The 26084-nt window shown below is 71.3% G+C and carries 20 protein-coding genes and 1 pseudogene; 13 read left to right on the top strand and 8 right to left on the bottom strand.

What is annotated here, in order from left to right:
- Window positions 1-181: 181 nt before the first annotated feature.
- Together ACIBO1_RS24125 and ACIBO1_RS24120 are read left to right on the top strand one after the other, a co-directional pair.
- Entirely contained in the window at window positions 182-652 is a 471-nt protein-coding gene (locus tag ACIBO1_RS24125) for a winged helix-turn-helix transcriptional regulator (RefSeq protein WP_396750245.1), read from the top strand.
- 61 nt (window positions 653-713) lie between these two features.
- On the top strand, window positions 714-1484 hold the full coding sequence (locus ACIBO1_RS24120) for a phosphotransferase (RefSeq protein ID WP_396750243.1): 771 nt from the start codon (window positions 714-716) through the stop codon (window positions 1482-1484).
- A 5-nt stretch (window positions 1485-1489) separates the two neighbouring features.
- Here the strand turns inward: ACIBO1_RS24120 and ACIBO1_RS24115 are convergent, their stop codons facing one another.
- The gene (locus tag ACIBO1_RS24115; protein WP_396750241.1) at window positions 1490-2281 is read right to left on the bottom strand and encodes a LytTR family DNA-binding domain-containing protein; all 792 of its coding nucleotides are present in this window, start codon (window positions 2279-2281) and stop codon (window positions 1490-1492) included.
- Window positions 2282-2548: 267 nt separating this feature from the next.
- Here ACIBO1_RS24115 and ACIBO1_RS24110 point away from each other — a divergent pair, with 267 nt between their 5' ends.
- Window positions 2549-3703, top strand: a complete 1155-nt coding sequence (locus ACIBO1_RS24110) for an acyltransferase family protein (protein WP_396750239.1) — start codon at window positions 2549-2551, stop codon at window positions 3701-3703.
- Between the two features lie 28 nt (window positions 3704-3731).
- Here the strand turns inward: ACIBO1_RS24110 and ACIBO1_RS24105 are convergent.
- Both ACIBO1_RS24105 and ACIBO1_RS24100 read right to left on the bottom strand, forming a co-directional pair.
- A pseudogene (locus tag ACIBO1_RS24105) lies at window positions 3732-3809 on the bottom strand (VOC family protein); the annotation flags it as partial.
- A gap of 33 nt (window positions 3810-3842) precedes the next feature.
- Window positions 3843-4262 carry an ATP-binding protein gene (locus tag ACIBO1_RS24100; RefSeq protein ID WP_396750237.1) on the bottom strand — a complete coding sequence of 140 codons (420 nt, stop codon included), beginning with the start codon at window positions 4260-4262 and terminating at the stop codon, window positions 3843-3845.
- 188 nt (window positions 4263-4450) lie between these two features.
- On the opposite strand from ACIBO1_RS24100, the gene ACIBO1_RS24095 reads away from it, so the two are divergent.
- The gene (locus tag ACIBO1_RS24095; RefSeq protein WP_396750235.1) at window positions 4451-4804 is read left to right on the top strand and encodes an STAS domain-containing protein; all 354 of its coding nucleotides are present in this window, start codon (window positions 4451-4453) and stop codon (window positions 4802-4804) included.
- 14 nt (window positions 4805-4818) lie between these two features.
- Here the strand turns inward: ACIBO1_RS24095 and ACIBO1_RS24090 are convergent, their stop codons facing one another.
- Complete coding sequence (locus ACIBO1_RS24090) at window positions 4819-6075, bottom strand: PP2C family protein-serine/threonine phosphatase (RefSeq protein WP_396750233.1); 1257 nt, start codon at window positions 6073-6075, stop codon at window positions 4819-4821.
- A gap of 214 nt (window positions 6076-6289) precedes the next feature.
- Between ACIBO1_RS24090 and ACIBO1_RS24085 the strand changes: the two genes are divergently transcribed.
- The 4 genes from ACIBO1_RS24085 (at window position 6290) to ACIBO1_RS24070 (ending at window position 11055) form a co-directional block, all read left to right on the top strand.
- Window positions 6290-7201, top strand: coding sequence for a hypothetical protein (locus ACIBO1_RS24085; RefSeq protein WP_396750231.1), 912 nt, complete (start codon window positions 6290-6292; stop codon window positions 7199-7201).
- Between the two features lie 229 nt (window positions 7202-7430).
- Window positions 7431-8012, top strand: coding sequence for a TetR/AcrR family transcriptional regulator (locus ACIBO1_RS24080; RefSeq protein ID WP_396750229.1), 582 nt, complete (start codon window positions 7431-7433; stop codon window positions 8010-8012).
- A gap of 204 nt (window positions 8013-8216) precedes the next feature.
- Window positions 8217-9761, top strand: a complete 1545-nt coding sequence (locus ACIBO1_RS24075; RefSeq protein ID WP_396750227.1) for an MFS transporter — start codon at window positions 8217-8219, stop codon at window positions 9759-9761.
- 190 nt (window positions 9762-9951) lie between these two features.
- Window positions 9952-11055 carry an arabinogalactan endo-beta-1,4-galactanase gene (locus tag ACIBO1_RS24070; RefSeq protein WP_396750225.1) on the top strand — a complete coding sequence of 368 codons (1104 nt, stop codon included), beginning with the start codon at window positions 9952-9954 and terminating at the stop codon, window positions 11053-11055.
- Window positions 11056-11181: 126 nt separating this feature from the next.
- Here the strand turns inward: ACIBO1_RS24070 and ACIBO1_RS24065 are convergent, their stop codons facing one another.
- On the bottom strand, window positions 11182-11691 hold the full coding sequence (locus tag ACIBO1_RS24065; protein WP_396750223.1) for an O-acetyl-ADP-ribose deacetylase: 510 nt from the start codon (window positions 11689-11691) through the stop codon (window positions 11182-11184).
- Between the two features lie 147 nt (window positions 11692-11838).
- On the opposite strand from ACIBO1_RS24065, the gene ACIBO1_RS24060 reads away from it, so the two are divergent.
- Window positions 11839-12378, top strand: coding sequence for a hypothetical protein (locus ACIBO1_RS24060; RefSeq protein WP_396750221.1), 540 nt, complete (start codon window positions 11839-11841; stop codon window positions 12376-12378).
- Between the two features lie 99 nt (window positions 12379-12477).
- Here ACIBO1_RS24060 and ACIBO1_RS24055 read toward each other — a convergent pair whose 3' ends face one another.
- Window positions 12478-13878 (bottom strand): S8 family serine peptidase, encoded by a 1401-nt coding sequence (locus tag ACIBO1_RS24055; protein ID WP_396750219.1) that lies wholly within the window; start codon window positions 13876-13878, stop codon window positions 12478-12480.
- A gap of 244 nt (window positions 13879-14122) precedes the next feature.
- Between ACIBO1_RS24055 and ACIBO1_RS24050 the strand changes: the two genes are divergently transcribed.
- A complete protein-coding gene (locus tag ACIBO1_RS24050; RefSeq protein WP_396750217.1) occupies window positions 14123-15802 on the top strand; it encodes a hypothetical protein in 1680 nt (559 codons plus the stop codon).
- Here ACIBO1_RS24050 and ACIBO1_RS24045 read toward each other — a convergent pair.
- Window positions 15721-17655, bottom strand: a complete 1935-nt coding sequence (locus tag ACIBO1_RS24045) for a hypothetical protein (RefSeq protein ID WP_396750215.1) — start codon at window positions 17653-17655, stop codon at window positions 15721-15723. The two genes, ACIBO1_RS24050 and ACIBO1_RS24045, sit on opposite strands and share 82 nt — an antisense overlap.
- Before the next feature lie 132 nt (window positions 17656-17787).
- On the opposite strand from ACIBO1_RS24045, the gene ACIBO1_RS24040 reads away from it, so the two are divergent.
- Together ACIBO1_RS24040 and ACIBO1_RS24035 are read left to right on the top strand one after the other, a co-directional pair.
- A complete protein-coding gene (locus ACIBO1_RS24040) occupies window positions 17788-19332 on the top strand; it encodes a S8 family serine peptidase (RefSeq protein ID WP_396750213.1) in 1545 nt (514 codons plus the stop codon).
- 12 nt (window positions 19333-19344) lie between these two features.
- Window positions 19345-20541: a S8 family serine peptidase gene (locus ACIBO1_RS24035; protein WP_396750211.1), complete on the top strand. Its 1197-nt coding sequence runs from the start codon at window positions 19345-19347 to the stop codon at window positions 20539-20541.
- A 7-nt stretch (window positions 20542-20548) separates the two neighbouring features.
- Here ACIBO1_RS24035 and eccCa read toward each other — a convergent pair whose 3' ends face one another.
- Entirely contained in the window at window positions 20549-24496 is a 3948-nt protein-coding gene (gene eccCa, locus ACIBO1_RS24030; protein WP_396750343.1) for a type VII secretion protein EccCa, read from the bottom strand.
- A 187-nt stretch (window positions 24497-24683) separates the two neighbouring features.
- Here eccCa and eccD point away from each other — a divergent pair, with 187 nt between their 5' ends.
- Window positions 24684-26081: a type VII secretion integral membrane protein EccD gene (eccD, locus tag ACIBO1_RS24025; protein WP_396750209.1), complete on the top strand. Its 1398-nt coding sequence runs from the start codon at window positions 24684-24686 to the stop codon at window positions 26079-26081.
- Window positions 26082-26084: the final 3 nt, after the last annotated feature.

Here is a 26084-nt window from a genome sequence, read left to right as displayed (position 1 = left end):
GGGTTGACGGCAAACGCTTCGATCCTGATCCGACTTCGCCGGCCGCAGGCGGGCCGACCGGCTCCTCGACGACGTGCATGACATCCGGCCCGCCGACCTCGTCGAACACAACGATTCGTGGCATGGTGACTCCTCCGCATCCGGTGCTGGCCCTTGTGCTCACGGAAGACGCTACGGAGCCGTGAGTTACCTCCTGGTACCTTCGATTTCCATGCAGAACGCGGCTGGACCGTCCTTCCTTGCCGACTGCCCCACCCGCCTGGCGGTCGAGATCATCTCCGACAAATGGGCCGTGCTCGTGATCTTCGGGCTCAGCCGTCAGCCCCGCCGACACGGTGAGCTCGTGGACCTCATCGGCGGCATCTCGCGGAAGGTCCTCACCCAGACGCTGCGCCGGCTTCAGCAGTACGGTCTGGTCGAACGTCAAGCCGAAGCGCCACGGCGGGTCGAGTACGACCTCACCGACCTCGGCCGAACCCTCGTCGAACCCATCGAGGTCCTGACCGCCTGGGCGCGGGACTACGGCGGGGCCATCGCCGACTTCCAAGAGACGGCGCAAGCCACTGCTCCTGCTCGGTCCGCAGAGCGTGGTCTGCCTCCGCGACGTGCAGATGGCCGCCGCGTACTCGGTCGCCGGTCCGAGCCTCGCTGATGCGGACGTTCGATCCTGTCGATGAATAGGTGTTTCGGCGACGCTGGACGAGGATGGGGGAGTGAGCGAGGAGCAGCGTCTTGCGGGTGGGAACACGGGTGGAGCGGTTCGTGTCGGCGACACCGTGCGTCGCGTCCCCGGCGGGTGGACGCCGTCGGTGCATGCGCTGCTGCGGCACCTGGAACGGCGGGGCTTCGACCAGGCGCCCCGGGCGTTGGGCTTCGACGAGAACGGCCGGGAAGTGCTCTCGTACCTGCCCGGGGAGGTCGTCGGGGTCACGCGACCGTGGCCTGCGTGGGTGCACAGCGACGATGCGCTGCGCCAGGTCGCGGAATGGCTACGCGCCTTCCATGCCGCCGTCGCAAGCTTCGTTCCTCCGCCGGACGCGGTGTGGCGTGAGGGAGGGACCTGGCGGCCAGGTCTGATCGTCGGCCACAACGACGCCGCGCCCTACAACGCGACCTGGAGCGGCGGACGTCTCGTCGGCTTCTTCGACTGGGACCTCGCCGCACCTGTCACGCCGGAGTGGGACCTGGCGTTCACCGCCTTCTCCTGGGTGCCGCTGCACGCCCGACACGTGGTGCGGGCGGAAGGATTCACCGCCTTCGCGGACCGGCCACGACGGGTACGGCTGTTCCTGAACGCCTACGGATGGAACGGCTCGGTCGGCCAGTTTATCGAGATCGTCCGCGACCGCGTCAGCGCCGCCGCCCGGGGCGTCCGGCACACCGCGGCAGCCGGCGACCCGGCCTACCAGCAGATGATCGAACAGGGCATCGATGTGGCGTTGGAGACAGCGGTGAGAGAGCTGGCCGACTTCCCGGACGCGTAGCCGCGCTACTGCGGGGGTGCGTTGTCGGGCAGGGACAGCCGGTCGCGGTAACGCCGGGAACCCTTGACAGTCGTGCCGTCGGCAAGGTGGATCTCCACGTCGCCGCTGCGTGTCGGACGCACCTCGGTGATCTGTTCCCGGTTGACCAGCCGTGAACGGTGGACGCGGACCACGTCGACCTTGGCGCTGTGCAGTTGCTGTTCGAGATCGTTGAGCGTCGTCCGCGGCAGGTAGGACTTCCCGGCGGCCATGACGTCGACGTAGTTGCCGCTGGCCTGTGCCCAGGAGAAATCCCGTGCACGGAGGTGGATCGTGTGGCCCTGGGATTTCAGGGTGAGTCGGCCGCTCTCGCGTGCGTCGGCCCGTGCCGCCGCCGCCTCCTGCCGACCGAGTTCGATCTGACGCGAGAGTGTCAGGAGCCCGGTGATGACGACGAAGAGAAACAGGTCCTTGCGGTACTCGTAGAGCAGATCGGTCAGCGGGTCGACGAAGAATGTGTACGCCTTACCGGTCGCCAGGGGAATCAGGATCGTGCGTAGACCAACCATGATTCCGACATGGGCCAATGAGAACGGCACGCTCGCCGCGAGCAGCACTGCGCCGTGCCGCAGCGTCATTCCCGACACCAAGGGGACGCGGCGTTCCAGGGCGGCGACGGCGGGAACGAGCAGCAGGGCCCCGACCACGCTGGTCATTTCCAGCAACCACGGTTCAGCCCACTGGATATCACCGGTGGAGCGCCGAGCATCGGTGACGAGTGTCATCGCGTTGACCGCCGCCACCAACGGGAACGTCACGACACAGATCAGCGCGACGCGTACCCAGGTCCGACGCTCCAGCTCGTGGTCCTGCCCACGGGAGGTGCTCACCGAGGGGCCCGCCACTGCGCGGCGTCGGGGAGATCGTCGCGCCGCACCACTCGTCCCTGACCGGCGGTGCGCGTCCGCCACCGGTCCCGGCCGTCCGCCGCCCGTCCCCGCCGGGTTTCGACCCCTCGGGCGGTGTGCCTAGCGTGCGAGGTGTGACCCGAGGTAATGCGGCCCCCGTTGGAAAGTTGCGATGCGATGACCCCCACCAGATCTCCCCGTCGTCATGACCTGGACTGGTTGCGCGTCCTGGCCTTCGCCACCCTCATCCTTTATCACGTGGGAATGTTCTATGTCACGTGGGATTGGCACGTGAAGAGCGACCACATGTCGCCGTATCTCGAACCGCTGATGTCCCTGGTCAATCCATGGCGGCTGGCGTTGCTGTTCTTCATCTCCGGGGTGGCGCTGCGATTCCTGCTCGACTCCCGAGGGTCGCGCGCGGTGGCCTCGGACCGGATCGACCGGCTACTGCTTCCCCTGGGATTCGGCATGCTCGTGGTGGTCATGCCGCAGGCCTACGTCGAACTGCGCGCCAAGGATGAGATCGAGTCGGGACTGCTCGGGTTCTTTCCCCGATACCTTTCGCCTTTCGAGTCCTTCTCCGTAATCACACCGACCTGGAACCATCTCTGGTTCCTCGCCTACGTGCTGGTCTACAGCCTGCTGCTGGCGGCCTGCCACACGTGGATGAGTCGGGTACGCGCCAGGATGGGCCGGGCAGCGGCAATGGTGCTCAGACGCACTCCGTGGCTGGTACTGGTGGTGCCGGCGCTGCCCGCCATGATCTACGCGATCGTCCTCGATCCCGCCTTCCCGCCGACGCACATGATGATCAACGACTGGGCCACCCACGCGCACAGCCTCACCATGGTGCTGCTCGGGTGGTTCGCGGCCAAGAGCGCGACGTTCTGGTCGGCGATCCGGGCCTGTCTGGTGCCGGCGCTGCTGATCGCAGTCGGTCTGGGCGCAGCGCTGTCGCTGTCCGCCGGTGGCGACACCGGCGGGCCGGGGGCGCTGTTCGCGGTGACGCAGGAGGCCTACGCCTGGGCGGTCATCGCCTCGGTGCTGGGCCTGGCGCAGCGATTCCTGGCACGGCCGTCACGGGCGCTGACGTACGCCACCGAGGCGGTGTTGCCGTGGTACATCCTGCATCAGAGCATCATCGTCGTCCTGGGGTACGCGTTCCTCGACAGCACCGTGTCCCTGTGGATCGAAGCCTCGGTGATCCTTCTCGGCACCCTGCTCGGTTGCGCAGTGCTGCACGAACTGCTGATCCGACGGGTCTCCTGGATCCGCCCGCTGTTCGGACTCAAGCGCCGGGACACCCCGGCCCGTGCCATGACCCGGTAGTCCGTCGATGCCGCGTGAGCGGAGGCCGTCACCCGAGCATGTCCCAGCGGTTGCCGGCGACGTCCAGGAAGACCACGACGCGGCCGTAGGGCTCGGTGCGCGGCTCGCGCCGACCGACGAGCACCTCAGCCCCGGACCATCAGGTGGCGGAGGCCGGCATCGTGCTCAGGTGTTTGGTGAGGCGGAGCAGAACTCGGCCGGGTTCCGCGTCGAGGAAGGCAGCGGTGTCGGCGAGGGCGCCGATCAGGGGCAGCCCACGGCCGCCGACGGTCAACGGATCCGGCAACTCGGCGGCCAGTCTCCCGGCGTGGGGAGTGTCGCCGCGATTGCCGACCTCGATCAGGCACTCGTGACCGTCGATGAAGATCGTCACGTCGACGGTGCTGCCACTGTCGGCGTGCAGCACCGCGTTGGCGCAGGCCTCGGACATCATCACCGCGAGGTGATCTCGAGGTTCCTCGCCGGCGTCGGTGAGGCTGAGCAGAGTGGTCAGCACGTGGCGGGCGCGGGTCACCGAGGAGGGGTGCCGTGGCAGCGACAGCGTCATGGTCACGTGCATTCCCGCAGCTCCCTCTCGGCCGTTGGCTGGCCGCGTCGGTGTGCCGTTGCCCGCACCGACTGTGATCCACCGTACCCGGGGCCGGTCTGCCGAAACGGCCGAGGTGCCGCCTCGACGTGTGGCCGTCTCCGGTGGTTTCGCCGCCGGAAACATAGGCTGGGGTGCGGATCGCATGCGAGGAGGTTGTGGTGACTCTGCAGGTGTCGGCCCGGTCGGGCCAGGGGTGCACGGTGGTGCAGGTGCAGGGTGACCTCGACATGGCGACCTCCCCGCAGCTGCGGGACACCCTGCAGAAGCTCATCGACGCCGGCGACCGGCAGGTGGTGGTGGACATGGCCGGGGTGGGGTTCATGGACTCCAGCGCACTGGGCGCACTGGTGGTGACGTTCAAGTCGTTGCGCGCGGTCGACGGACGGCTCAGCCTGGCGGCGGTGCAGCCCGGAGTGCGCCGCGTGCTCAGCATCACCTCGGTGGATCGGGTCATCGACATCTACGACGACGTGCCGACCGCCGAAGCGACGTACCCGCCTTCGGCGGTGTGACGGGCCGACAGAGGTCAGTCGGACAACGCCGCGCTGGCACGCTCCGAGTCGGCGCCGGCGCTGGCGACCCGGCCGCGCTTGTGCCCGCCGTACCAGTCGAGGACCAGCAGGGTCGCGTCGTCGGCCAGGGTGTGTCCGGCTACCTGGAGCACGGCGTCGGCCAACGCCCGGACGGCCTCGCGTGGGTGCAGGTCACCAAGCGTCGGCAACACCGCCGGGAGGTCCAGGCCGGCGGCGTTGCGCTCCAGCATGCCGTCGGTGACCAGGACCAGGCGATCGCCGGGCTGCAGCGTGATCTCCTCATGGTGGTACTCGGCGTCGGCGAACATGCCCAACGGAAGGTTTCCCGGCAGCCGCACCGGCTGCGTGGTCCCGTCGCGTACCAGTAGCGGCGGGACGTGTCCCGCGTTGAGCAGCGCGCAGACTCCGGTGCGGAGGTCGAGGCGCCCCAGGACCGCGGTGACGTAGCTGCCGCGCACCACGGCGTGTTCGGCCACCGCGGCGTTCGCGACGTCGGCCTGCTCGACCAGACCGGCGGGGCGGCGGCGGGTGTTGCGCAGGCTGCCCACCCCCAGGGTGGCGGTCAGGGCGCTGGCCACCCCGTGGCCCATCGCGTCGGTGACGCTGAAGTGCAGGACATCGCGGCCCAGGCTGTAGTCGAAGGTGTCGCCGCCGATGCTGGCAGCCGGTTCCAGCCAGCCGGACAGCGTGAACGCACTGGCCTCGCAGGTGAACGAACTCGGCAGCAGACGACGTTGGATCTCCGCAGACAGCGTGAACGGGGTCGTACGCTGTCCCCACTCGAACAGATCGGTGTGTCGCCGGTTCGCGATGACCACGAACGCCAACGCGTGCGCCGTACGGGTGATCTCTCCCAGCGCCTGCGCACCAGGCTCGGTGGGCAACGTCATCTCCAGCAGACCAATGGCCTCGCCACGGTCGGTCACCGGCGCCAACACCGTCCAGTCGTCGGCCTGCCTGGTCACCTGCACCGTCTGTGTCCGCAGCGCCTGCTCAGCGGCACCCCCGTCGAACGGCTGCACGGTGGCGACCTCGTCGTCGTGGCGGCGGTCGCCACCCGCGTCGCCGAACGGCACGTGAGCGAGCCGCACCAACGCCCGACCGCTGAGATCGGTGATCAAGAACGAGACCGTCGACGCATTGAGCGCCGCACCGACCTCACGGGTGACCGCCTCGACGGCCTCCACCGGTGAGGCGTCCTCCGCCGCGTCCAACAGACCGGCCAGTACACGTCCCTGACTGCTCTCCACCCCCGAATCTTACGGAACCATCCCGCCGACCAGCACCGCGCGGCGAGGGCGGCGGCGCCGGGTGACGGCTCACAGGGTGATGACCACCTTGCCGCGTGCGTGCTCGTCGGCGAGGTACTGGAATGCGTCGGCGGCGCTCCGGAGAGGTGTGAATCGGTCATGTTGGAGTCGGTTGTCGTTCCCCGTTGCCCTCTCCCTTGAAGCTTCAGGTCGAATGAGCACAGCGGATGAATCTCGCTCGACACGCTTCTGGCCGATCGGCAAACTGCTGCAGGTGACAGTCGAGAGGGTGTTCCCGGAGGATGCGTTAAGGGCGATCAGGTTCGGTCTCTTCGAGCCGACCCTGTGGTACGAGGGCAGCGCATGGCGGTGGGACGTCCTCGATCCCTGGACGGCTGACAACTCCGCGATCCTGGATGCTCTCCGGCAGGTCGGCGAGGCGCGAATGGCTGCCGTCACGGTGGATTCCAATGACCTGTGCGCGTTGTACGCGCTGAGCCGGGTTGTCGAAGTGCTTCTTCTGTCCAGCCAGCCGCCTGCCATCGGCGCTGACAGTCCTGCGGACCGACTGCCGGCCTCGGCGTACCGCGAGTTCGTCGCGGCGATCGGCGGGACATTTCCGGAGCGGGAGGAGTTTCATCCCTTCCTGCATGAGATCGTCGAGGTCGAGTCGGCCGATGATCCACAGGCGGGACCCGAGCTCGTCGCGCAGTGGTGGCCTGGTTGCCTCATCGGATCGATGCTGTTCGTACGTGCTGGCGTGCGCGTCCGTGCTGGGGCCCACCGGATGGACCCCGTGCTTGCCACGACCTCGCCGTTGTACTGGGCGTGGTCGCGGCGGCATAGGCCGGTGGTCGACTTGTCCCAGGGATGGGGCAGCAATTCGCAGTGGAGTACGGAGTTCCGCCGTGACTACCGGCTGGCCGACTCATTCGTCTACAACGTGGACGCCGCCTTGGAGGCGCGTACTCCGCATCCCGGCGGCCCGCCTTTCAACAGAGACGTCGACTTTCTGCGCCACCGATGCAGCACACTGGTGGCCTATGGGACGGAGGAGTGGGTCTGGGACAGCCACCACACTGAGCCGTTTCCTACCACCGCGCCAACGTCACCGCTAGCGCCCTGACACAAGCGTTTGCCAGGTGTGTCAGGTGGCGTTGCGTTGCGCCAGCGCAGAGATTTGATGCAGGCGGCAATCGAGGGTGGCGTGGAGTTCGTATCTGGCGATCACCACCAGTGCCGCCAGTTCGCCGTGTGAAGATCGGGCTCTGGCGCCTCAGCGATCCGCTTCACTGTCCGCTTGTGTTGTACTGTCGCCCAAATGGTCGGTAGCGGGGCGGAGGGTGGGTGTGCCGGTGACTGAGGGGCGGCAGACGCGGAACGCCGAGCGCACCCGGCGGGCGGTGCTCGACGCGGCCACTCCGGTGCTCCTGGAGAGAGGCGACGCCATCACCCTGGCGCAGGTCGCCTCGGCCGCCGGCGTGTCGAAGAGCGGCCTGATCCACCACTTCGGCAGCCGGGAGCAGTTGGTGATCGCCGTGGTGGAGGACATGTACGAACGCTTCGGGGAGGCGGTCCTCGGCCACCTCGACCTGTCGGAGAACTACCCCGGCAAGATGCTCCGTGCCTACGTCCGCGCACTCTGCGCCGGGAGCGCCGACGCGGTGGCGGCGCGCGACGTCACGTCGGCGCCGATCTGGAACGGCCTGTACGCGATCCCCGGGGTTGCCGCCGTGGTGCGCGAGCGCGGTGTGTGGTGGAGCGAGCAGTTCGCCGCCGACGGGCTGAGTGCCGAGCGGATCCAGCTCGTGCGTCGAGCCGCTGAGGGAGTCGCGCTCGCGGTCCTGCACGGTGAAGAGGATGAGGCGAGCATCGCGACTGCGCGCCGGCTCCTGCTCGACCTCGCCACCGACGGCACCTTCCCCGCACCCATCTGACCTTCTGACTACTCCTTCGGGTCCGCTGCGCCGGCTGGCGCAGCGGACTTCTTTGCGTGCCGAGAGTGCTGGCGGACAGGTGACGTGTCGAACCTGACCGCACGATCGACCGGCTCAACAAACCAGTCGTGTTGTCTAACCGACCATCTGGACTGTAACTTGAGCGGAGGTCACCGCCCTGCCGACTGCTGACGAGGAATCGTGATGATTGACGCCCCTCCCAAGGCCACCACCAGGACCTGGCTCGGCCTCGCCGTCCTCGTCCTGCCCCTGCTGCTGATCACGATCGACGGCACCGTCCTGATCCTGGGCCTGCCCGCGATCTCCGCCGATCTGAGCCCCACCGGCATCGAGCAGCTCTGGATGATCGACATCTACTCACTCGTCCTCGCCGGTCTGCTCGTGGCGATGAGCACCGTGGGTGATCGTTTCGGCCGACGACGCAACCTGCTCATCGGCGCGGTCGTCTTCGCGATCGCCTCCGTTGCCGGCGCGCTGGCCACAGCGCCGTGGATGCTGATCGGCGCCCGCGCTCTCCTGGGCGTGGGCGGTGCGATCATGATGCCCTCGACGCTGTCGTTGGTACGCAACATGTTCCTCGACCGGCAGCAGCGCCGTTACGCGATGGCCGTGTGGGGCGCGATGGCGTCAGTCGGTGCGGCGGTCGGGCCGATCCTCGGTGGCTGGGTCATCGAGGCATTCAGTTGGCAGGCCGCGTTCCTGATGAACATCCCCGTGATGCTGCTCCTCGTGATCGTCGGTCCACTCCTGCTGCCCGAGAGCCGCAACCCCGCGCTGCACAGGATCGACCTGCCCAGCGTCGGACTGTCCCTGGTGGGCATGATCGGTGTGGTCTACGCCGTCAAGACCCTGGCCGGCGGCAAGGACACCGGTCTGGCGGTGGCGGCCCTCGTCGTCGGCCTGATCGCGGTCGTCCAGTTCGTGCGCAGGCAGCTCACCCTGCCGACGCCGCTCATGGAGGTCCGGCTGTTCGGGGTGCGGCACTTCCGGGGCGCCGTCATCGGAGATCTGCTGTCGATCTTCGCGATGGTCGGCGCGCTGGTCGCGCTCGTCCAGCACCTTCAACTCGTGCTCGGCCTCAATCCACTCCAGGCGTCCGTCTGGCTCATACCCCAGGCGGTCCTCGCCGGCACCGCCGGATTCGTCGCGGCAGCTCTGGTCAAGCGCATCCTTCCCGCGTACGTCATCGCGGCCGGACTCCTGATCGCCGCCACCGGTTTCGGGCTGACCACCTTCCTGACACCGACATCGAGCCCCGCCCTGGTCGCCACCTCCCTCGCGCTGGTCTCGCTCGGCGCGGGTGTCGGCCTGACCCTCAGCAACGACATCATCATGAGCTCCATCAAGCCCGAACGAGCCGGACAGGCCGCCGCGACCTCGGAGACCGCGTACGAGGTCGGCACGACGCTGGGCACGGCCGTGCTGGGTGGGATGCTCGTCGCCTGGTACACCAGGGCGTTCACCGCCGGCACCGAGGCGCTGCACCTGCCGGCGTCCCTGGCCGAACGGGCGTCCTCGACGATGGCCGAGGCCCTGCTGGTCGCCGGCGAGGTCGACGGCCGCACCGGAGCCGCCATCCTCGATGTCGCGACGACCGCGTTCACCGACGCGATCACCGTCACCGGCGCGATCGGCGCAGCCATCATGGTCCTCGCCGCGATCTGGGCCCTCGTCACACTGCGAGGTGCCGCCGCGAACGCGGATCTCGCCGCGGAGCACGAGCACTGACCCGCACCGTCCGCCAGTGCATCGATGTGCGTCGACACCTGGCGGGTCGACTGCCACACTGGACCCACCTCTCACCATGGTCCGCCGGCGCGCCCATCACGACCTCACCTGGTCCCCGAGCCGTCCGGTAGTTCCGCCGGACGTGCCCGCTCCCGGCGCGGGCATCGCATCCTCCACGTGAAGGAGCGCCATGAAACCGTCCCTCCGGGCCGTCCTGGCGGCGGTCGTCCTCGCCGCCCCGCTGACCCTGACCGCCCCCGCGCAGGCAGCCACCACCCTCACCATGCGCGGCGCCGACGTCTCGTCGCTGCAACGCAGCCTCGACCTCGGCGCGCGCTACTACAACGCCTCCGGCACCCAGGCCGACCCCTACGACATCCTCGCCGCCAAGGGCGTCAACTACCTGCGGCTACGCGTCTGGAACAACCCGGCCAGCGGCTACAACAACAAGGCGAAGGTGCTCCAGCAGGCCAGGACGATCAAGGCGAAGGGCTTCAAGCTCCTGATCGACTTCCACTACTCGGACACCTGGGCCGACCCCGGCAAGCAGTATCCGCCCGCGGCCTGGGCCAACCACTCGCTCAGCCAGTTGCAGACCGACGTCTACACCTACACCCACGACGTGTGCAGCGCCCTGAAGGCACAGGGCACCACCCCGGACGCGGTGCAGATCGGCAACGAGATCAACGTGGGCATGCTGTGGCCGACCGGGCGGGTCGTCAACAACAACTTCGCCCCGCTGGCAGGCCTGCTCAAGCAGGGTTACCACGCCACCAAGGCGTGCAACAGCGGTACCCAGGTGTGGATCCACACCGCCAACGCCGACAGCCTCGCCAATGCCCGCTGGTTCTACGACGGCATCCGGGCACAGGGCGTCACCTGGGACGTCACCGCCCTGTCCTACTACTGCATGTGGCACGGTTCCCTGGCGAACCTGTACAACGTGATCGTCGACGTGAAGTACCGCTACGGCAAGCCGGTGGTGCTCGCCGAGACCGCGTACCAGTTCACCACGGCCGACGCCGACCACCAGGGGAACGCGGTCCCCGGCACCGTGCTGTGCGACAACATCCCGGCCACCTGGGCCGGGCAGGCACAACAGTTCACCTGGGTCCAGAACACCGTGCGCAACGCCGGCGGCGTGGGCGTCTTCTACTGGGAGCCGACCTGGTACGCGATCCGGGGCAACGGCTGGGACCCGGCGGACATCAACGGCACCGGCAACGGTTGGGACAACATGGCCGTCTTCGACTGGACCGGACGCGTCAACCCGCATGTGGTCTGGACCCCGTGACCCGCCGCCCGGTAATCCGGCCGATGAGCCCGCCGGGCCACCGGTGGACGACGGCCGGGCCGTGGGCGCGGTAGCACCCGGACAGTGCGGGGCACCGGTCTGACTGGGCACGAGCTGCCGGACGGGTCAGGCAGTGGCAGCCACTGCGGCTTCCAGATGCCTGCGGGAGTCGTCGTCGAACGCGACGAGTCGTACCCGTTGCACGTCTGTCGAAGCGGACCTGATCGTTGCTACCGCGATCCGGGCAGCCTGGTCGGGAGGAAAGCCGTACACGCCGGTGGCGATGGCCGGGAAGGCGACGGTCCGGGCATCGAGCTCGTCGGCGACCTGCAGACTCCGGCGGTAGCAGGAGGCCAGGACGTCTGCTTCACCGTGATCCCCGCCCTCCCAGATCGGCCCGACGGTGTGGATGATGTGCCGTACCGGTGGGTCGAGGTCGAACGCCGGAGTCGGCATCGCGTCTCCCGGCTCGCAGGGGCCGATCGCACCCCCGGCCTGCGCCAGGCGAGGCCCGGCAGCGCGGTGGATCGCGCCGTCGACACCACCGCCGCCGAGCAGTGACTCGTTCGCAGCCGTGACGATGGCGTCCACCTGCTCTCGGGTGATGTCACCCGTCACGATCTCAATCACCACCACAGCAGGATCCTGGCACATCAACCGACGACGCGCCGGCCCGTCGTCACCTGTCGACCAGGTCCACAGTTGCCGACGCACAGCGGCCAGTGATGAGGCCGTGATGGCACCGGCAGGTTCGTGTTCGTGGGCGGGACGTACCCTGCGGGCATGACGACACGGCGGAACCGCGGCCTGACGACGTCACAGGGCCATTTCCTGTACGCCGTCCTGCTCGGAGACCGTTCGTTGGCACGTCGGCTCGAGTCGTCAGCGGGCCAGGATGTGAGGGCTTGTGCCGCCGTACTGGAAGGTGCGTTCGTGGTGGTGATCGGTCGGATGTGCCAGAACCGATTCGGTCCCGCAGAGATCAACCTGTTCTCGCAGCGGGTGGTGCGATGTGTTGCCACCGATCGGGGAGCCACTGCCGAGGAGGTGTCGCGGATCATCCATCGTGAGCTGGACGGGTCGGCCACCGGTGATGACGTCGGTCCTGCACGTCCCTTTGCCGTGCAGACAGCGGTGGTCGCTACCGCCATCCGTGAACTGAGGCTGCCACCGGGCGAGGTCCGAGCTGTGATCAGCGAATCCGAGTCACATGCGAAGCAGCGGGGTTTCGAACTCCGGCCCTACCGACCCAGCCTGCTGACGCGCAGGCGCCTCGAACTCGCGGAAGAACGCTGGCACCGATCCTCTGTTCAAGATCGATAGACGGTCCGAGCAGATGGGAGCCTACGGCGCCTGGCCGGGCGACTCCCGATCATGACCTAGGGTGGCAGGTGCGGGGGAGTGGACACCCTCGGACGCCGGTCACTCTCGCCGTCGCCCCTGTCGGACACCCACCACCAGCAGCCCGACCATCCCGAGCAGGACCACCACCACGACGGCGAGGCCCGGACCCCGGTCGACGGTGAACGTGCCGGTCCGCCCGCCTGTGGTCCCCGCCTGCGCGGCGGCACCGACGGTGGCGGCGGGGTCGATGACACCCCAGCCGTACCGGGGATCCGGCGCCCGTTCCTGACCCATTTCGGCGCCGTCGACGACGCGGTCGACCACGGCGGCGGCGTTCAGATCCGGGTGGGCGGAACGGACCAGCGCGACCAGGCCGGCCACGAACGGCACGGCGAAGTCGGTGCCGCTGGCCTCGATCTCCCCGGTGCCGCCCAGCCCGACACTGGCCACCGCGACGCCGGGCGCGAGCACGTCCACGGCCCGTTTCGGGTACGGGTACGCCGGTTCGTCGTCCGTGCCGACCGCCCCGACGCGCAGCAGCCCGTCGTACGGGCCGTCGCCGAGCGCGGAGCCGGCCGGCGGGGCGGCGACCACGAGCACCACGTCGGCGTCGGCCGAGAAGCCGAGCAGGGCGGCGCGGTGCGCCTCGGTCAGAGTCACCTCGGCCGGCACCATCACCACGTCGGCACCGGCGTCGACGGCCAGCCCGACGGCGCGTACCACGTCCTCACCGGTCGCCCTCCCGTCGCGCAGCGGGATCCGGACCGGGAGGATCACGGCCCCGGGTGCCATCCCGGCGAAGTGACTTCCCGGGCGTGCCTGTGCCGCGACGATGCCGGCCAGGGCCGTGCCCCGCCCGAGGCAGTCGGTGTCGCCCCGGCCGTCGACGACGTCCACGTCCGCACCGGGGCGGACCCGCCCGGCGAGCGCCGGCACGGTGGCGTCGACCCCGGAGTCGACCACGGCCACGGTCACCCCGTTGCCGGTACTCCGCTGCCAGGCGACGCTCGGCGCGAGCCGCAACTGCGCCCACGGCACCGCCATGTCGCTGGTGGTGGCCGCTGAACCGCAACCGTCGCCGGACGAACGGCCGTCGGCTCTCGACGGCGGTGGCGTGGGCGGGGCCGGGACGCGGGTCGGCAGGAGTCCGTGCAGGACCCCGTCGCCGTACGCATCCCAGGGCAGGACGAGCAGCCAGCCGACCCGGAGCACCGTGGGATCGGTGAGCGTGCCACCGTCCGGCTGGGTGCGTCCCTGGTTGAGCGCGACGATCGACAGGTAACGGTCGCCGCTGCCCAGCAGCCGGGTCGAGATGTCCCACAGCGACTCCGCCGCGCCGCCGTCGGTGCCCTGCACGACGTAGTACTTGACGTGGGAACCGGCCGGATTCGGCACCGGTTCGGCCCGGGCCGGCACGGGGGCGCCGAGACACAGCAGAGTGGCGACCAGCGGTGCGATGAACCGTCGCGGTGCTCCCAACGATCACACCTCCAGGTCACCAGCCGCCCCCGTCACGACTGCCCCGCCGTCTTGCAAGATACCCGGGTCCGCCGCAGCCGTTGACCGATCATCGCGCTCCCGCCACCGTGTGAACCTGACGGCGGTGGCGTGCGTAGTGGGTGCGGCAAAACCGGTGTAGCGGGCCGGTGGTCCGGAGTGGATGTCAGTCGGGAAGGGACGGTCGACGATGGGGCTTCGCGTCAGTCGACGCCGGACCGGTGGCATGGCTGCCGTGGTGCTGGTGTCCGCCCTGCTGGCGCTCGCGACTGCCGGACCGGCCCGTGCCGCTGCACCTGCGGACACGCCGACGCCAGCGGCCACGGGCTCCACCACGACCCGGTACTACGTCGTCGGCGCGACCGATCAGGGCGCACCGGAGTTCCTGTACCAGATCGCGGCCCGCACCCTCGGCGACGGCAACCGGTTCCGGGAGATCTTCGAGCTCAACCGGGACCGGTTGCAGCCGGACGGCGAGCGGCTCACCGACCCGCTGGTGCTGCGCGAGGGCTGGCTGCTGGAGTTGCCGGCCGACGCCGACGGCCCCGGAGTGACGGTGGGACCGTTGCCGGAGGTGACGGCACCGGCCGCATCCGCCAGTGAGACGCCGGTCGCGGGACCGCCGCCGACCGACCCGGACCCGGACGGTGTCGGCGGCTTCCTGTTCCGGCTGGCGGCCTTCGGTGTCATGGTGGTGCTGCTCGCGATCGTGCTGTGGATGCTGCGACGCGGGCGGTCGGGACCGAGCCAGGCCGTCACCGCGTCGGTCGGGGAACCGCCCGCACCGCGCATCCGACCGGAGCGCAGCCCGGCATCCGGCGCGCAGGTCGCCCGGGCATCCGGACCGCCGATGCCCGCCGTCGTCGTTCCGGCTGACACCGGACCGCTGGACATCGCCCCGGCATCCGACCCGCAGAGGATCGCCGTCCCGGTCCCGCCACCGGTGCCCGCCCCCGTCGGTCTGACCGCCGAAGCCGAACCGGGCCCTGCGAGCGACCAGGCCACCGATGTCGGCCCGGCCGTCAGTGCCAGCCCGTTCACCGGTGCCAGCCCGGTGGCCGATGCCGGGCCGGACTCCACGAGCGCCCCGGATCTCACGGACCGGCCGGACACCGGCGGCGCGCCGGACGGCCCGACCGTCACCTCCCGCAGCCCGGCCAGCACGTCGGACGGTCCGATCGTCGCGTCGAGCTCGCGGGACGGGATCGACCAGCGGTTCACCTCCGGCCGGCCGGACCCCGCCGTGCACCCTCGGCCCGAGAGCGTGACCAGCGGATACACCAAACTGCGGACCGAACTCGACGACGCTTCCACCGCACTGCGGGTCCAGCTCGTCGGTGCGGCCGGACCGTCCGAGCCGCCCGCGTACGCCTGGTTGGCCGACGACGAACAGCTCATCGGCGCCAGAGTGCCGGTCCTGCTGGGCCACCGCGACGGGTGGGCACTCTGGGTCGACCTGGCCCGGACCCCCGACGTCCTGACCGTGACCGGTGACCCGGTCGCCTGCCGACGACGGGCCGCGTCACTCGCCGGGCAACTGCTGGCGGCGGGCGTGGACGTGATGGTCGTCGGCGACGCTCTCGGTGCCGCCCCGCCGCCCGGCGTCCGCTGGTGGGACGAGTTCCCCCTGGACGTGCCCGAGCCTGACAGCGGCCCGACCGTCGTGTTCAGTGGCGGGTTACGCGGCGCCCGGCTGCGGGCCGCGCGACGGATGGCGGCGGACAGCGGCGGTCGGGTGGTGCCGGTGCTCACCGGGGAGGTCCTCCGCGCCCGATGGTCGATCGTGGTCGACGTGACGACCCCGACCGGAGCGGTCACCCCGACTCAGGCGGACGGTGGCACGGCCGACAGCATCTCCGGTAACGACACGGCGGACGACGACCCGGGGACGACCATCCAACCCTGAGCCGTCGGCCGGAACCTGCGGGTGACCGTCACCCGGGGATAGGCCCGGCTCGGCAGCACCAGAGCGATCCCGGCAGCCCGCAGGCGCGGGGCCCGCGAGCGCACCAGCGGCAGATCGCCCAGCCGATCCGCGGTGGCCGCGACGTCGATCGCCCGCCGCGCGGGCACCCGCAGCTCGACCAGCCAGTGGCCGTCCCGGACACCGGGCTGCTCACGGTGCAGGGGCAGCCAGCCGCCGGGCAGCGCCCGTGCCGTGATGGGCACCAGCGCGTAGCAGCGGCCGATGCGGGCCCGGGGCCAGCGGTCCGCGTCGTTGGGCAGGCCGACCACCCCGTGCCGGGCCCCGGAACACCACAACCGGACCGGTGCCGGCTCGTCGAACTCCTGCTCCAGCGTGGACACCGAGGCCCGGTCCAGGGAGTAGGCGGCGAGCAACCGGACCCGGTCGAGCCGACCGGCCGGCAACAGGTACGCGTCGGCCTGCGCCAGTAGGTGCTGCAGGTCGGCCGGGACGTGCAGGTCGAGGGAGGTGACCCGGACGGCCCCGCCGGGTGCCACCCGGGCCCGGAACAGGTACCCGTCACGGCGGCCGGCGGCGGCCTGCGCCAGATCGGGACGACCGATCAGGAACAGCTCCGCAGCCGGTACGCCACCGGCCAGCACCTCGGCGGGCGGAACCGGTGCCGTCACGTACAACTCGACCGGGGCGGTGTTCACCGGCAGGCCGTCGGTCAACCAGCTCACGCCGTACCCGGCGGGACGTTGCGGGTCGGCGGCCAGCACCGGGCGACGACCCGCAGGTTCGTCGGTCGGCACGTCGGTCGGCACCACACTGCTCCGAGGGGCGGCGGCCAGGCCGGCCATGATGACCTCGGTGGTGGGCAGCAGCCGACCGTCGGCGGTGCTCAGGTAGCGCGGCGGACCGCCGCACTCGCTGTCCGGCTGATGGTCCCGCCACCGGCCCGGCATGCCGCCGGCGTCCAGCGCACGCAGGTCACCGGAGTCGGCGAGGATCTCGGCGGTGCCGCCGGTCGGCGGTGTCCACACCGTCGCCCCACTGGCCTCGGCGAGCGCGGTGAGCGCGGCGGACAGCCGCACCCGTTCGGCGGGATCAGCCGGCCAGGTGAGCCACAGTCGCAGGTCTCCGCCGTACAGCGGCAGGGTGGACAGGGCCGCGGCCAGCGCCGGGCCGGTCAGGATCTCCTGGGTGCCCCGGTAGTCGCCGACCAGGAACCCGGCGGACCGGATCGTGACGGCCACGGTGACCAGATCGGGGTCACCCGGGGCGAGCCGGGCCACCGCCGCCCGCCGGGCGGTGAAATCGGCCCGGGTCGCCAGCACCAGCCCGCCGGGCAGGGCCAGCGCGACGGTTCCGGTCCGGGCCTGCACCGTCCCGTCGACCAGATCGAACCAGCCGGGCAGCGACGACTCCAGGCCGGGCGGCTGGATCACCGTCCAGTCGACCGGGTTGCCGCTGGCCCGCTCCACGGCGACGGCGTCCCGGGGTGCCTCCGGCTCGTCGGGCAGCCACCGGTGCCGGACGTCGGCGCCTGCCGGAGTGATCAGCACGTCCTGACCGAGCATGGCGGCGACCTCGCGGAACAGGCTCGCCCGGCGCTCTCCGTCGGCTGTCAGCATCCGCACGTCGTCACCGGCTGCCCCCGACCGGCGTACCAGGTCGGCGACGTCCTTCGCGGTCAGCGCCGGGCCGTCCGTCCCCACGGCTGCCAACGCGCCGTCCGGTCGCGGCTCCAGCCAGACGTCGAACAGGCCCTCGACCCGACGGTGCCGGGCCGCGTCGAGGCGGCGGAGCTGAGGGGGACCGCCGGACGCCGCGCGCGCGATGGGCCGCATATCGTCCATCTATAGCACCGCCGTACGACCCTTGTGGATCGCCGACGACACCCGTGATGAACCGGTCCGGCGTGGCGTGCGTAGTGCAGGCGTCGACATGAGGTGGACCCACCCGAGTGGAGGAGGCTGTCGGTGACGGCACAGCGGCGTCGGTGGATCCGATGGTGGTGCGGGCTGCTCGTGCTGGCCGTCGTCGCGTCGCTGGTGACACCGGATCGGGCGCTCGCCGCCCCGGTCGAGACCTATGCCAAGTACTACGTCGTGACCTCGTCCTACCAGGGCGAACCGGAGCGACTGTCGATGATCACACAGCGGTTCCTGGGCACCACGGCACGGACCACCGACGTCCTGCACCTCAATGCCGGCCGGGTGCAACCGGATGGCGGCCGGCTCACCGACCCGGACCAGCTGCGGCCGGGCTGGATCATCGTGCTGCCGTGGGACGCCTACGGCGAGGGAGTCCGCTACGGCATGCTCTCCTCGGTCGGCGCCCCTACCACACCGACGCCGGGCACCCGACCGTCGAGCACCCCGCGCCCCGCACGGTCCCCGGCGCCCGACACCGGCCGCTGCGCGGTCGCGGCCGGTCCGCAGACCGGCTCGGACTGGGCCTGGCAGGAACTGGCAGCCGAGCAGGCGTGGACGCTCACCGAGGGCAGCGGTGTCCTGGTGGCGGTGATCGACTCCGGAGTGGACAGCAGCCGTCCTGCACTCGGTGGACGGATCACCACCGGGGTCGACATCGTCGCCGGCAACGAGCGCGGCGACGTCGACTGTCTCGGCTCGGGCACCGCGATGGCCGGCATCATCGCCGCCCGGGGCGACGGCACAGATTCCGGCGGCGGCGGCGTCGCCCCGGCCTCGGCCGTGCTGCCGGTGCGGGTGGTGACGACGGCCCCCCAGTCGGGCGCCGCCGACGTGGCCACCGGCATCGAGGTCGCCGTCTCGGCCGGCAGTACCGTGATCGCGCTCGGCGGCTACGTCGACCCGGCCGCCCCGGAGGTGGCCGAGGCGATCCGTACCGCGCTGGCGCACGACGTGGTGGTCGTGGCCGGCGCGACGACCGACACCGGTGCCGCCACCGGCCCCGACGATGCGGACGGGTTGCTGCGGGTGGCCGGCGTCGGGGTCGACGGCCAGCTCGCCGCCGACTACCACAGCGGCGGGGTCGACCTGGTCGCCCCCGGTATCGACATCGCCACCCTGGTCGCCGGCAAGGACGGGACGCGGGCCAGCAGCGGAACCCAGTACGCGGTCGCGTTCGTGGCAGGGGCCGCGGCGCTGGTCCGGGCGGCACTGCCCAATCTCGACGCGGCGGCGGTGGCCCACCGGCTGCGGGTCACCGCGAACCCGGCCGCCGCGCGGGTACCGGACCCGCTGACCGGATTCGGCATGGTCGACGCCGGCGCCGCCGTGACCGCCACGCTGTCCGAGGAGGAACGGCACGACGAGCTCGCCACCCTCGGCGACGACGCGACCCCTGCTCCGGCAGCGGTCGCCGCGTTGGTGGTGCTCCTACTGGCCGTGGCAGCCGGAGGTCTCGCCTGGTGGTCACGGCGGGCCCGGAACCGGCCCGTCGACACGCTTCCGGACGCCGTGCCCAGCCACGACGACCACCACCGGCCCGACGATCCGCCGGCCCGACCGCCGGGGTCGCCGGCCGACCAGACCGGCTGAGAGGAGACGGCGGTGCCCGTCGGACGAACGGTCTCCCGAGCGGCGCTCGGCACGTGTGTCGTGGTCACGGCGCTGGCCGTACCGGCGGCTCCCGCCCAGGCCCGACAGAACGAACCGCCGGCCCTGCCGACGGTGACCGACGGGTGCGTCGGCGCGTCACCGGTCACCGCCACGGGGATGCCGTGGGCGGTGGCCCGACTGGGGCCGTCGGCGGCCTGGCCGTTGAGCCGTGGCGCCGGGGTGACCGTGGCCGTGGTCGACAGCGGGGTCAGCGCCACCGCCCCGGCCCTGCGGGGAGCGGTCGCGGCCGGCCGGGACGTGACCGACGGCGGCCGGGCCGACCGGGACTGTCTCGGCCGGGGCACCACGCTGGCCGGCATCGTCGCCGCCCGCCCGGTCAGCGGCAGCGCGGTGGTCGGGATCGCCCCGGCGGCGACGGTGCTGCCGATCCGGATCACCGGCCCCGACGGGCGGGTGTCGCCGACCGGGCTCGCCGACGGGATCCGGGCCGCGACCACCCTCGGCGCCGACGTGATCCTGGTCGGCGCCGGTCGCCCCGGCACCGACGACCGGCTTGCCTCCGCGGTCGCCGAGGCCGTCGCCCGCGACATCGTGGTGGTCGCCGCCGTCAGCGACCGGAGCACGCCGTCGTCGGCAACCGCGCCACCGGCCTGGTATCCGGCCGCGTTCCCGCAGGTGCTGGCCGTCGGCGGGATCGACCCGGACGGCGTACCGACCGAGGACAACCCGCCGTCCGCCGGCGTCGACCTGGTGGCGCCCGCCACCGGCGCGGTCAGCGTCGCACCCGCCGGCACCGGCCACTACCGGGTCGGTGGTCCCGCCGTCGCCGCCGCGTACGTCGCCGGGACCGCCGCGCTGGTGCGGTCGTACCACCCGGAGCTGACACAGGCAGAGGTACGCGACCGGCTGCGGCTCACCGCCGAACCGCCCCCGACACCGGGCGACCCCCGGCTGGGCGCCGGCACCGTCGACCCGTACGCGGCGGTCGCCGTCATCGATCCGACGCTGGCCGGCACCCCGGCCCGCGAACCGGTACCACCGGTCGTCCTGGCGCCGGTTCCGGCGCCGGATCCGGCGGTCCGTCGCGCCGCCGTCGCGGCAACGGCGCTGCTCCTGTCGACCGCCGTGGCACTGGCCTCGATCGCGGTCCTGCGGCGCGGGCGACGACGCCGGTGGAACCCGCGCTGACCACCGATCATCCGGCGACACCGGCCACCGCACCGGCCGGCGGCGACAGCTCCGGCGGCGGCGTCCACCCGGTCTGGATCAGTCGATGCCCCCGGCGGGTGCAGAGCAGTGCCCGCCCCGGTGGCAGGATGCGCGGCTTGGTGTTGCCGAGCAGCGGACCCTCCGACGGCGGGCAGGACAGCGCCAGGTCGGGGCTGTTCGTCTCCTGCATACGGCGGATCAGCGGATCCATCGACATCCGCATCACCCCGGCCGCACCCCGGGTCAGGACCAGATGGAAACCGATGTCGGTGCCCTGCGGCAGGAACGGGATCAGCGGTGCCAGCGGGCTGTCGTGACCGGCGAGCAGGTCGTAGTCGTCGACGAAGACGAACAGCCGGGGCCCGGTCCACCAGTCGCGGCGACGCAACTGCTCCGGGGTGACGTCGTTGCCCGGCATCCGGCTGCGTAACCCCTCGACGGCGCTGGCCACGGTCTCCTTCGTCGCCCCCGGCGACACCGAGTATCCGAGCCGGTAGGGACCGGGAACGGAATCGAAGAGCCGACGACGGTAGTCCACCACCATGATCCGGGCCTCCTTCGGCGTGAACCGGCGGGTCACCCCGTCGACCAGCAGGCGCAGCAGACTGGTCTTGCCGCTCTCCGTGTCGCCCAGGACGGTCAGGTGCGGCACCTCCTCGAAGTTGTGCCAGACCGGCTGCATTCGCTCCTCGTCGATGCCGAGAGCGACCCGCAGGTCGCCGTCCGGCGGCGGCAACTCGCCGGCCGGCAGCAGCGCAGGCAGCGTACGCACCGGCGGGGCGGGCGGCCCGGCCCAGAAGTCCCGCACCGACGCGGACAGATCCCGAGCACCCTCGGCCACGCTCTCCGCCTCACCGCAACCGTCGATCCGCGGCAGCCCGCCGAGGAAGTGCATCTTCTGTGCGGTCAACCCCCGACCGGGCAGGTGCGGCACCGTGGCCGCCATCCGCAGGTCGATGGCGGAGTCGACGGCGTCACCGAGACGCAGCTCCAGCCGGGTGCCGAGCTGATCCCGCATGCCGTGGTGGACCTCGGACCAGCGGGCGGCGGTGAGCAGCACGTGCACCCCGAAGTTCAGCCCCCGCGCGACGATCTGCCGGATCGCGGAGTCGGCGGACTCGAACTCCTGCCGCAACGTGAACCAGCCGTCGACCACCAGGAACACGTCACCGTACGGGTCGTCGGTGATGGTGCCCTCGGCCCGCGCCCGCCGGTAGGTGGCCATCGAGTCGACGCCGAGACTGCCGAAGCGTCGCTCCCGCTCGGTGACCAGCGCACTGATCTCGGCGACGATCCGGCTCACCCGGTCGATCTCCAGTCGGCCGGCGACGCTGCCGACGTGCGGCAGGTCGGCGATCGTCGACAACGTTCCCCCACCGAAGTCCAGACAGTAGAACTGCACCTGTGCCGGACTGTGGGTCAACGCCAGCCCGCAGATCACCGTACGCAGCAGCGTGCTCTTGCCGCTCTGCGGACCACCGGCGATGCCGACGTGCCCGCCGATGCCGGCCAGGTCCACGACCATCAGCTCCCGGACCTGCTCGAACGGCTTGTCCACGAACCCCACCGGCACCGCCAGACGCCCGACGCCGGGCCAGTCTGCGGCCCGCAGCCCGGCCTGCGGATCCGGGGCCAGTGCCGGCAGCAACTGGTCCAGGGTCGGGGCGGCGGACAGCGGTGGCAGCCACACCTGGTGTGCCGGCGGTCCCTGATCGGTGAGCTGCGACACCACGACCGACAACACACTCGGCGACGCCACGTCCGCCTCGTCCGGTGTGACCTCCGCCGCCGAGGGCGTCTCCACCGGAGTGCGGTACGGCACGTGCTCCAACAGGTACGGCACCAACTGCCGCTGCACGACGTCCTGCCGGGACCGCACCGCCCGGGGTCGGTGCGCACCGGAGACGTACGCGGCCTTGAACCGGATCAGCGTCGACACGTCGGTCCGCAGGTAGCCGTTGCCGGGCTGACTGGGCAACTCGTGCGCGTCCGGCACACCGATCACCGCCCGCGACTCCATCGACGAGAACGTCCGCAGCCCGATCCGGTACGACAGGTGCGACTCCAACTGGGCGATCCGACCGTCGTCGAGGCGCTGACTGGCCAGCAGCAGATGCACCGCGAGCGACCGCCCCAGCCGACCGATCATGACGAACAGGTCGATGAAGTCACGGTGCGCGGCGAGCAACTCGCTGAACTCGTCGACCACGACGAACAGCGTGGGCAGCGGATCGAGCGGAGCTCCCTGCGCCCGGGCGCGTTCGTAGTCCAACGCCGAGCTGTAGCCACCGGCCTGCCGCAGCAGCTCCTGCCGGCGGACCAGCTCCCCGTGCAGGGCGTCACGCATCCGGCTCACCAGCGCCGCCTCGTCGGCCAGGTTGGTGATCACCGCCGAGGTGTGCGGCAACCGGTCCAGCCCCAGGAACGTGGCACCGCCCTTGAAGTCCACCAGGATCAGGTTCAACGTCTCACTGGAGTGCGTCACCGCGAGCGCCAGCACGAGGGTACGCAGCAGCTCGCTCTTGCCCGAGCCGGTCGCCCCGATCAACATGCCGTGCGGGCCCATCCCGCCGAGCGCGGACTCCTTGAGGTCCAACTCCACCGGCGCGCCGTCGGCGTCGACCCCGATCGGCACCCGGAGCCGTTCGGTCGCCGACCGGGGCGCCCAGACGGCGTCGAGGTCGAGCCGACTCAGGTCGGCGACCCCGAGCAGAGCCCCGAGGTCGAAGTCGGAGTCGAGCGCCTCGGCGACCGGCTCGGTGGCGATGCCGAGCCGGTACGGCGACAGGATCCTCGCCACCGCCCGGGCCCGGGCGACACTGAGCCGGTCGGCGCGGGCCAACGGCGACCGCTTCTCCCGACCGACCGCGTCGTGCCGCACCATCTCCAACCGGTCCTCGACCAGATCGAGCCAGAGCAGATGGCGGGGAGTGCTGGCCGGCGCGACGCCGATGTCGACCAGCACGGCGTTGCGGTAACCGCCGGAGGTCATCCGGGCCCCGGTCGGGATCCGCCCACCGTCGCAGACGACCAGCACGTACGGCTCGTCGCGACTCGGCGTGGCACCCTGCTCGTAGCGGGGGCGGGCGAGGAAACCCTCACCGAGCAGCCGCTCCACCCCCTCGATGCTCTCCGCCACCAGCCGCGTGGCCCCGGCCGCGTCCTGCTCGACCGGATGCTGGACGTGCGGCAGCCACTTCGCCCACTCCCAGGCAGCGGCGCCCTCCCCACCCAGACAGAGCGCGACCACCACCTCCTCCGGTGCGTGCAGGGTCACCAGCTGGGTGATCATGGCGCGCAGCACCGCGCGGACACCGTCGGCGTCACCGGTGAACCGGATCAGGGCGAAGCCGCGCAGGAACACCGCGACCGGCTGCTCCTCAAGCGTGCTGTACGCCTTGATGAAGCGGCGCAGCGACTTCGCCGACAACGGCTCCAGGTCCTCGATCGGCTTGGTCTGCAACGGCACGATCGGGGTGGCCAACCGGGCTCGGCCGGTGCCCAACCGCACCTCCAGGAAGTCCGGATGGCTGGCCCGCCGCTCCCACCGCCGCGACGTCATCGCCACCGACCACAGCGCACCGGGGTCGGGGTGCCGCCACGCGCCGGCGTCCCGCTGCTGCGCCACGGTCCGCCGCACCCGACGGCGGTTCTGGGCCAGGTACCGCAGGTAGTCCCGACGGTCGCCGCCGAGCCGCCGCCTACGGTCACCGCCGGCCCCCAGCATCTGACCGACCAGCATCCCGCCCATCGCGACCATCATCAGGCCGATCATCACCCAGGTCATCGCGCCACGACCGCCGCCGACGAACATCAGCATCATGACGCCGGACATCAGCATCATCGGCATGATCGTCATGACGTGCCGCAGCCCGCCGGACTGTGTCTCGGGCAGTTCCGGCGGCTCCTGGAGGCCGATCTCGCCGGCCGGCATCTCCGGGCCGTTGCGCCGCGCCGGTCGCCGGAACACCACTGTGGTCACGGTCCGCCTCCTGTCCCGCTGCGGGCCGGCCCCTGCCGACCGCCCGCGTGCGTCCTACTACGCGCCGGGCCGGTCGGCGGGTCAGAAAAATATTCCGCACCTTCGTTGAACCGCCTCGGAGACGGCCCGTAGAGAGGGCATGAGCATCGCCGTTGGTGAGCAGATGTGCCGACTGGTCGTAAGCGGACCGGACCGGCAGATCGAGCTGGCCGTACCCGCCCAGGTGCTGGTCGCCGACCTGCTGCCGGCGCTGCTGCACCACCTCGGCGAGGACCTGGCGGACACCGGCCTGCTGCACGGCGGCTGGGTGCTGCAACGCCTCGGCGCGCCACCGTTCGACGAGGACGGCACCGTCGCCTCACTCGGCCTGCGCGACGGCGACACGGTGTACCTGCGCCCGCGCGCCGAACAGATCCCGCCGGTCGACTTCGACGACCTGATCGACGGTGTGGCCACCGGATCCCGCGCCCGGTCTGGCCTGTGGCGACCACAGATGGTGCGCTGGGCGGCGCTCGGCGTACTCGCCGTGCTGCTCGGCACCGGCGCCGCCGTGCTGGCGGCGCCCGGCCCACCCGTACCCCGCCTCTTCTGCGCGGCCGCGCTCGCGCTGGGCTGCCTGGCCGCCGCGTTCGCCCTCACCCGAGCCGTCGGCGACCGGGCCGCCGGAACGGTGTTCCTGGTCGCCGCCGTCGCACACGCCGGCCTAGCCGGTCTGCTGGTGCCGGAGATCGGCCGCCCGGACACCGCGCTGACGGTGGACGGACCACGGCTCGTCGTCGCCGCGACCGCCGTGTTCACCACCGCGGCCCTCGGCCGGATCCTGCTCGGCCGGGCCGGTCCACTCTTCGCCGCCGTCCTCACCGCAGCCCTGTTCACCGCTGCCGGCGCCGCACTCGCCGCGTTCGTCCCGATGAGCACCGTCCGGGCCGCCGCCGTCGTCGCGGTCGCCGCCACCATCGCCGGTACGGCCGTTCCCCTGCTCGCGTTCCGCCTGGCCGGACTGCACCTCGAACCACTGCCCGTCCAGCCCGAGCACCTGCAGGAAGGCATCGACCCGGAGCCGAGCGAACCACTGCTCGCCCGCACCGCCACCGCCGACCGCTACATGACCGCGCTCCACGCCGGCCTGGCCACGGTCACGCTCGGCGCCCTGACGCTGGTCGGTGCCGCCGACGGTTGGGCGGCCACGGCGCTGGTCGTCCTCGTCGCCGCCGTACGGCTGCTCGCCGCCCGCCCGATGACCAGCGCATGGCACCGGCTCGCACTCTGCGGACCGGCCGTGGTGGGACTGGCCACGGTTCTGCTGCACCTGAGCACCACCGGCACCGGCTGGCCGCGCCTGCTGGTGCCGGCGTTCCTGGTGCCGATCGGCGCGGCACTGCTGGTCACCACCGCCCGAACCCTGCCCGGCCGGCGGCTCATGCCGTACTGGGGGCGGATCGGCGACCTGACCCACACCCTGGCGATGGTCGCGGTCTTCCCGGTCCTGCTCGCCGTTCTGGATGTCTACGCCTTCGCCCGGGCGTTGGGCGGCTGAGGG

This window comes from Micromonospora sp. NPDC049903, from assembly GCF_044460945.1.
Lineage (GTDB): Bacteria > Actinomycetota > Actinomycetes > Mycobacteriales > Micromonosporaceae > Micromonospora.
Note: the sequence above shows the minus strand (reverse complement) of the source record. Positions and strands in the feature narration are given on the sequence as shown.

Excerpts from the sequence above, each read along its gene's own strand:
- ACIBO1_RS24110 (WP_396750239.1), top strand. The coding sequence starts at position 2,549 with ATGACCCCCACCAGATCTCCCCGTCGTCATGACCTGGACTGGTTGCGC.
- ACIBO1_RS24100 (WP_396750237.1), bottom strand. The coding sequence starts at position 4,262 with ATGCACGTGACCATGACGCTGTCGCTGCCACGGCACCCCTCCTCGGTG.
- ACIBO1_RS24085 (WP_396750231.1), top strand. The coding sequence starts at position 6,290 with ATGAGCACAGCGGATGAATCTCGCTCGACACGCTTCTGGCCGATCGGC.
- ACIBO1_RS24075 (WP_396750227.1), top strand. The coding sequence starts at position 8,217 with ATGATTGACGCCCCTCCCAAGGCCACCACCAGGACCTGGCTCGGCCTC.
- ACIBO1_RS24070 (WP_396750225.1), top strand. The coding sequence starts at position 9,952 with ATGAAACCGTCCCTCCGGGCCGTCCTGGCGGCGGTCGTCCTCGCCGCC.
- ACIBO1_RS24060 (WP_396750221.1), top strand. The coding sequence starts at position 11,839 with ATGACGACACGGCGGAACCGCGGCCTGACGACGTCACAGGGCCATTTC.
- ACIBO1_RS24050 (WP_396750217.1), top strand. The coding sequence starts at position 14,123 with ATGGCTGCCGTGGTGCTGGTGTCCGCCCTGCTGGCGCTCGCGACTGCC.
- ACIBO1_RS24045 (WP_396750215.1), bottom strand. The coding sequence starts at position 17,655 with ATGCGGCCCATCGCGCGCGCGGCGTCCGGCGGTCCCCCTCAGCTCCGC.
- eccCa (WP_396750343.1), bottom strand. The coding sequence starts at position 24,496 with ATGCCGGCCGGCGAGATCGGCCTCCAGGAGCCGCCGGAACTGCCCGAG.
- eccD (WP_396750209.1), top strand. The coding sequence starts at position 24,684 with ATGAGCATCGCCGTTGGTGAGCAGATGTGCCGACTGGTCGTAAGCGGA.